The sequence below is a fragment of the Nocardioides sp. genome, from assembly GCF_004803405.1.
Classification (GTDB): domain Bacteria; phylum Actinomycetota; class Actinomycetes; order Propionibacteriales; family Nocardioidaceae; genus Nocardioides; species Nocardioides vastitatis.
On the sequence record NZ_SSXI01000200.1, the window covers coordinates 1 to 5,052 of the forward strand.

General features: G+C 70.3%; 2 protein-coding genes, 1 tRNA gene and 1 other RNA gene. 1 reads left to right on the top strand and 3 read right to left on the bottom strand.

All coding sequences use genetic code 11. The annotated features are described in order from the left end of the window. Both E7Z54_RS14060 and ffs read right to left on the bottom strand, forming a co-directional pair. Positions 1 to 1,215: DNA polymerase III subunit gamma and tau (locus tag E7Z54_RS14060; protein WP_136434713.1), on the bottom strand; the 1,215-nt coding region annotated here is incomplete at its 3' end. Between the two features lie 54 nt (positions 1,216 to 1,269). After that, an RNA gene (gene ffs, locus E7Z54_RS14065) (signal recognition particle sRNA small type) lies at positions 1,270 to 1,360 on the bottom strand. Between the two features lie 101 nt (positions 1,361 to 1,461). On the opposite strand from ffs, the gene E7Z54_RS14070 reads away from it, so the two are divergent. Next, positions 1,462 to 1,550 (top strand) — tRNA-Ser (locus E7Z54_RS14070). Positions 1,551 to 1,898: 348 nt separating this feature from the next. Here the strand turns inward: E7Z54_RS14070 and E7Z54_RS14075 are convergent. Further along, positions 1,899 to 4,589: a DUF6923 family protein gene (locus E7Z54_RS14075; RefSeq protein ID WP_168798330.1), complete on the bottom strand. Its 2,691-nt coding sequence runs from the start codon at positions 4,587 to 4,589 to the stop codon at positions 1,899 to 1,901. Between the last annotated feature and the right edge of the window lie 463 nt (positions 4,590 to 5,052).

Genomic DNA, 5,052 nt, shown 5'->3' on the forward strand with positions numbered 1-5,052 from the left:
CGTCACCGGCCCGGCGGAGGGAGCGGCATCTGCCGACGGCGTACCGCTGATCGCGACGCGACGCTCGAGCCGGTCGAGGCGGGCGAGCACGCCGTCGGTGGTGTGGTCGGCGCCCGGAAGGAGGATCCGCGCGCAGATCAGCTCGAGGAGCAGCCGCGGCGCGGTGGCGCCGCGCATGTCGGTGAGCCCGGCGGCGACGAGGTCTGCGGCCCGGGTGAGCTCGGCGCGGCCGAACCGGGCCGCCTGGGCGACGAGTCGGTCGCCCTGGTCGCCGGAGACGTCGATCAGGCCGGTCGCCGGGGCGTCGGGGACCGCGGAGACGATCACCAGGTCGCGCACCCTCCGCAACAGGTCCTCGGTGAAGCGGCGCGGGTCCTGTCCGGTCTCGATCACCTTGTCGACGACGCCGAACACCGCCGCGCCGTCGCCGGCTGCGAATGCGTCCACCACGTCGTCCAACAGCGTGTCGGGGGTGTAGCCCAGCAGGCCGCTCGCCAGGTCGTAGGTCACGCCCGCCGGACCGGCGCCACCGAGGAGCTGGTCGAGGACCGAAAGCGTGTCACGCGCCGACCCGGCGCCCGCGCGCACCACGAGCGGCAGTGCGGCCGGCTCGATCGACACCCCCTCGCGCTCGCACAGCTCGGAGAGGTACGACGTCAGCAGCCGCGGCGGGATCAGCCGGAACGGGTAGTGGTGGGTCCGCGAGCGGATGGTCGGGATGACCTTCTCCGGCTCGGTCGTCGCGAAGATGAAGCGCAGGTGCGGCGGCGGCTCCTCCACCAGCTTCAGCAGGGCGTTGAAGCCCTGCGTGGTGACCATGTGGGCCTCGTCGATGATGTAGACCTTGTAGCGGCTCCGCACCGGCGCGAAGAACGCCTTCTCGCGGAGGTCACGCGCGTCGTCGACGCCACCGTGGGACGCCGCGTCGATCTCGATCACGTCGATCGAGCCGGGCCCGTTGCGCGCCAGGTCCCGGCAGCTGTCGCACTCGCCGCACGGATCGGCGACCGGCGCCTTCTCGCAGTTGAGCGCGCGAGCGAGGATCCGGGCGCTGGTCGTCTTGCCGCAGCCGCGGGGGCCGGAGAAGAGATAGGCGTGGTTGACCCGGTTGCCCGCGAGCGCGGCGCGCAGCGGCTCGGTCACGTGCTCCTGCCCGATCACCTCGGCGAAGGTCTCGGGCCGGTAGCGGCGGTACAGAGCGAGCGGGGAGTCCACGCCTGAACACTAACTACCGCTCCCGACAACGGACACCCTGACCACCACAAACGAAGAGGCCCCCCGCGCACCCGACAGAGCTCACTTACCCTTGCTGCCTTCCGGCCCTGGGGGAGTTGGGTGAGATGCCGCCACACGGGGGGTTGGCACAACCTTAGACGACGGGCAGGGGCGCTCCGAAGTCCGGGCCACCCGCGGCCCGAGGCGATTTCATCCCGCCGCTCGCTCGCCGGTACGCTCCTCCGCGGAGGTATCGCCTAGTGGCCTATGGCGCTCGCTTGGAAAGCGGGTTGGGTTAACAGCCCTCGGGGGTTCGAATCCCCCTACCTCCGCCATGGGAAGCAGGTCGCTGACCTGCAAGGACGCCGCTCCTGCTCCGATCCGGAGAGGGGCGGCGTTCTGTCTTCCGGGGGTCACAGGCTCAGTTCTGGTCGCCATCCGGGACGGGGCGGGAGTACCACGGCCGAGGTCCGGAGCCTTACCAGGTGGCAACCGTGGCCGAGAGCCGTGGGACTCGCGGATGCCCGGAAGTGGGTAGATGCGGCCCGAGGAGAGGAGGCCGAGCGCGAGGGCAACGCGGATCAGATCGCGCACACGCCTGCGCCGCCAGCCTTCGTCCAGACGACGGAGTTCAGACTGGATCTCGGCAGAGTCCGCTCAGTCCCCGCAGAACCCTGGCCGTTTCACATGCCGCCTGCGACCCCGCCGAGCCGGTACCCGGTCGCAGGCGGCGGCCGGGTCGAGCTCCACTGGCAGGCGTGGTCAGTGGTGCTCTCGCCGCTCGCGGTCATCGTGGACTCGTTGAGCAACCCGGTGCCGGACTCCCCCCCAGAGAGCCCGCAGTCGCTGTTCCGGCCCGTCGCCTTGCCGGCCTTGACCCGGTAGTCCACGATCACCACGTAGGTGTGGACCCGTGGCGCTCCCGCCCGGGCCGCACCGATCGTCTGGTTGGCCACCAGCCGGGTTCGGCCACGCCCGTTCCAGGCCGGGTTCAGGTCGATCGACCGGGGCCTGGCCCGCACGCTGGTGTCGACGATCCGCACCGCGGCGCCGTACCGGAGCCGGTCGCTCAGGCTGTAGGTGGTCGCCGCAGCCCCCCGGTTGGTCACCGTGATGGCGTACCTGATCCGGAAGCGGTTCTTTCCGATCTTTCTCGGACCCGACTTCACCACCTTCCGGTGGACCGGCTCGCTGAACGTCTTGCAGGTCTCCGCACTGGTCCTGTGCGCATCGACGGTGATCGAGGCCCGGTTCATCAGCCCTGTCCCGCTTTCACCACCTCCGAGTGAGCAGTCGCTGTTGCGGTAGCTGACCTTCGCGGCGTTCACCTTGAACCGGATCGTCACCCGGTAGGTGTGCACCGTCGGGGTGCTTGCGTCGACGGCGGCTGCGATCGGCTGATCGGTCTGGATCCGCAGCCGCTTCGCGCCGGGGGACCAGGTGTTCTCCACAGCACTGAGCCCACTCGTGACCGCCGCCGCCCTCGGCTGGCCCAGCACGGTCACCGCATCGCCGTACGCGAGGGTGTCGTCCAGGTCGTAGACACCCGCACCGGCGTGGGGATTCGTCACCGAGACCTCGTAAGCCAGCTCGAACCGGCCACCGCCCAGCGGGCGCGGCTCTCCGATCGAGGTCTTCTCGACCTCGGGCACGAACGGCGTCGAGCACGCCGCCGCATCCTCGGTGGCGACACCGGCGCTGACTCGGGCGGTGTTCGAGAACCCGGTGCCCGACTCGCCCGCACCAAGAGAGCAGTCCGAGCTCTCGTAGGTGAGCGACCCGCCGTCGACCGTGGCGTTGGCGGTCACCAGGTACACGTGGGACTCCCCGTCAGCGATCGGCTGGTCCTCGACGACCTGCAGGGTGCTCGTCGCCGCGTCCCAGGAGTCGACGGTTGAGATCCCACCCGGCTCGATGTTGGTCGAGGTGACCGTCGTGAGCGTGATCCCCTCGCCCACCGCGAACACGTCGCTCAGGTCATAGCCAGGACCATCACCGGTCCGGGTCACCGTGATCCGGAACCGCGCCGTGTTCGTGCCATCCACGGTGGTGAGGACCGGGCATGACTCGACACTGTCCTCGTTGTTGCCATCGACCCCGTCAGCCTCGTTGCCGAGGACCGTGGCCTGATTGGTCAGACAGGTCGTGGCCGGGTTCGGCGCCGACGCGGTCAGCGTGTACTCGACGCTCGCACCGATGGCGAGACGGCCGTTGACGCACGTCACGGTCTGATCGGCGACCGTGCAGCCCGTCGGCGGTGTGATGTCCGTCAGCCCGTCCGGCAGCGTGTCCGTGATCGTCTGGCCGCTCGACACCCCGGGGCCGTTGTTGGTGACGGTCAACGTGTAGCTGACCTGCCCTCCGGCGACGTACCACGCCGGACCGGCCTTCTCGATCTCCAGGTCCGCCGGCAGCCCGGGCGACGACGTCGCGTCGTTGTTGCCGTTGGCGGGGCCGTCGGCGGCCGATACGAACTCGAAGGCCGGGCTGGCCGAGCCTGGGTCGGTCACCCTGACCTGCACCACGCTGCCCGTCTCGTTGTAGACGAAGCCCAGGTTGCCGTTGCCGAACGTCAGCGCTGCCCCAGCACCCTGGCCTCCCGTCTCCTCGACTGGGACTGGAGACGGGAATGCGTCCACCTGCCCGGTGAGCGGGTTGATCCGGAAGATGTGGCTGGAAGCGGACGCCCAGAAGTAGCCCTCGGCATACGTGATGTCGTTGGCCGCTCCGGTGACCCCGGGGAACGAGTTGAGCGGCTGGGACAGGACGAGCGTCCCGACCTGCGCGCCGGTGGTCGGGTTGACCTTCGGCCACACGCCGCTCACCCAGTCACCAACGGTCATCAGACCATCCGGGCCGATCGTTCCCGCTGCGTACGACCAGTCGGATGCGATGCCGACCCGGGTGAGGGTGCCGGTCGCGTCGACCCGCACGATCGAGCCGGTGGGGAACTCGGCGTTCCCGCCCGTGACCGTGCCGTAGATGTAGTTGTCGGCCGTGTTGTACCCGATGGCGTTGTAGCCGACCGGCGCGGGGGCGCCGATCTCCTGCAGCGTGAGGGTGCCGTCGGATGCCGTGACCGTGCGGTAGAGCTGGGAGTTCGCGGTACCGACGATCACGAACTGCTGCGGCTCCGTCGGATCGAACGGGTCGCCCACGGCGGCCGCCGCCACCGTCGACGACGAGGCTTCCACGGTGGCGCCGGAGTCCCCGGCCTCGGCCGCCGCGGGATCCGACAACTGGACCAAGGCCAGCAGGACGAGCAGCAGGGCCAGGCCCAGTGCAAGCACGCGAAGCAGGTCGCGATGGGCGGCGGAAAGCGGATGCGGCCGGCGTGCGCGATGGGTTGGATCCTGGCGGAGGGAGTTGTGCACCGAGGTCTCCTCTGTCCGAGCCGACGCCGGTCCATCCCGAGTCGCCAGGGCCGGCTGCGTCGCAGGCTGGCACGACACTCACGTCGCTGTCCCGCCGCGGGCTCGAACTTGGTACCCGTTTGGTCCGCTGCTTGGTACCCGCTGGTCCGCCACGAACCAGGGCCATCTCCCACCTCGGGGTTTGGGACCTCCCAACTCGAGGGGCGGGAGGTCCCAACTCGGGGTGCGGGAGGTCCCATCTCGCGGGGCGGGAAGTCCCAACTCGGGGTGCGGGAAGTCCCAACTCGGCGGTCAGCGGCGGCGCGCCAGGACCGGCCGCAGCACGACCAGCACGACCAGCGCGCCGCCGCCGGCCAGGCCCCACCACACCGCGTCGCGGCGGGTGTCGGCGAGCAGGTCCTGCCGCTCGGCGGGCGGCTTCGCCCGCTCGACCACGTCGGCCTCGTCCATGCCCGCACCCCCT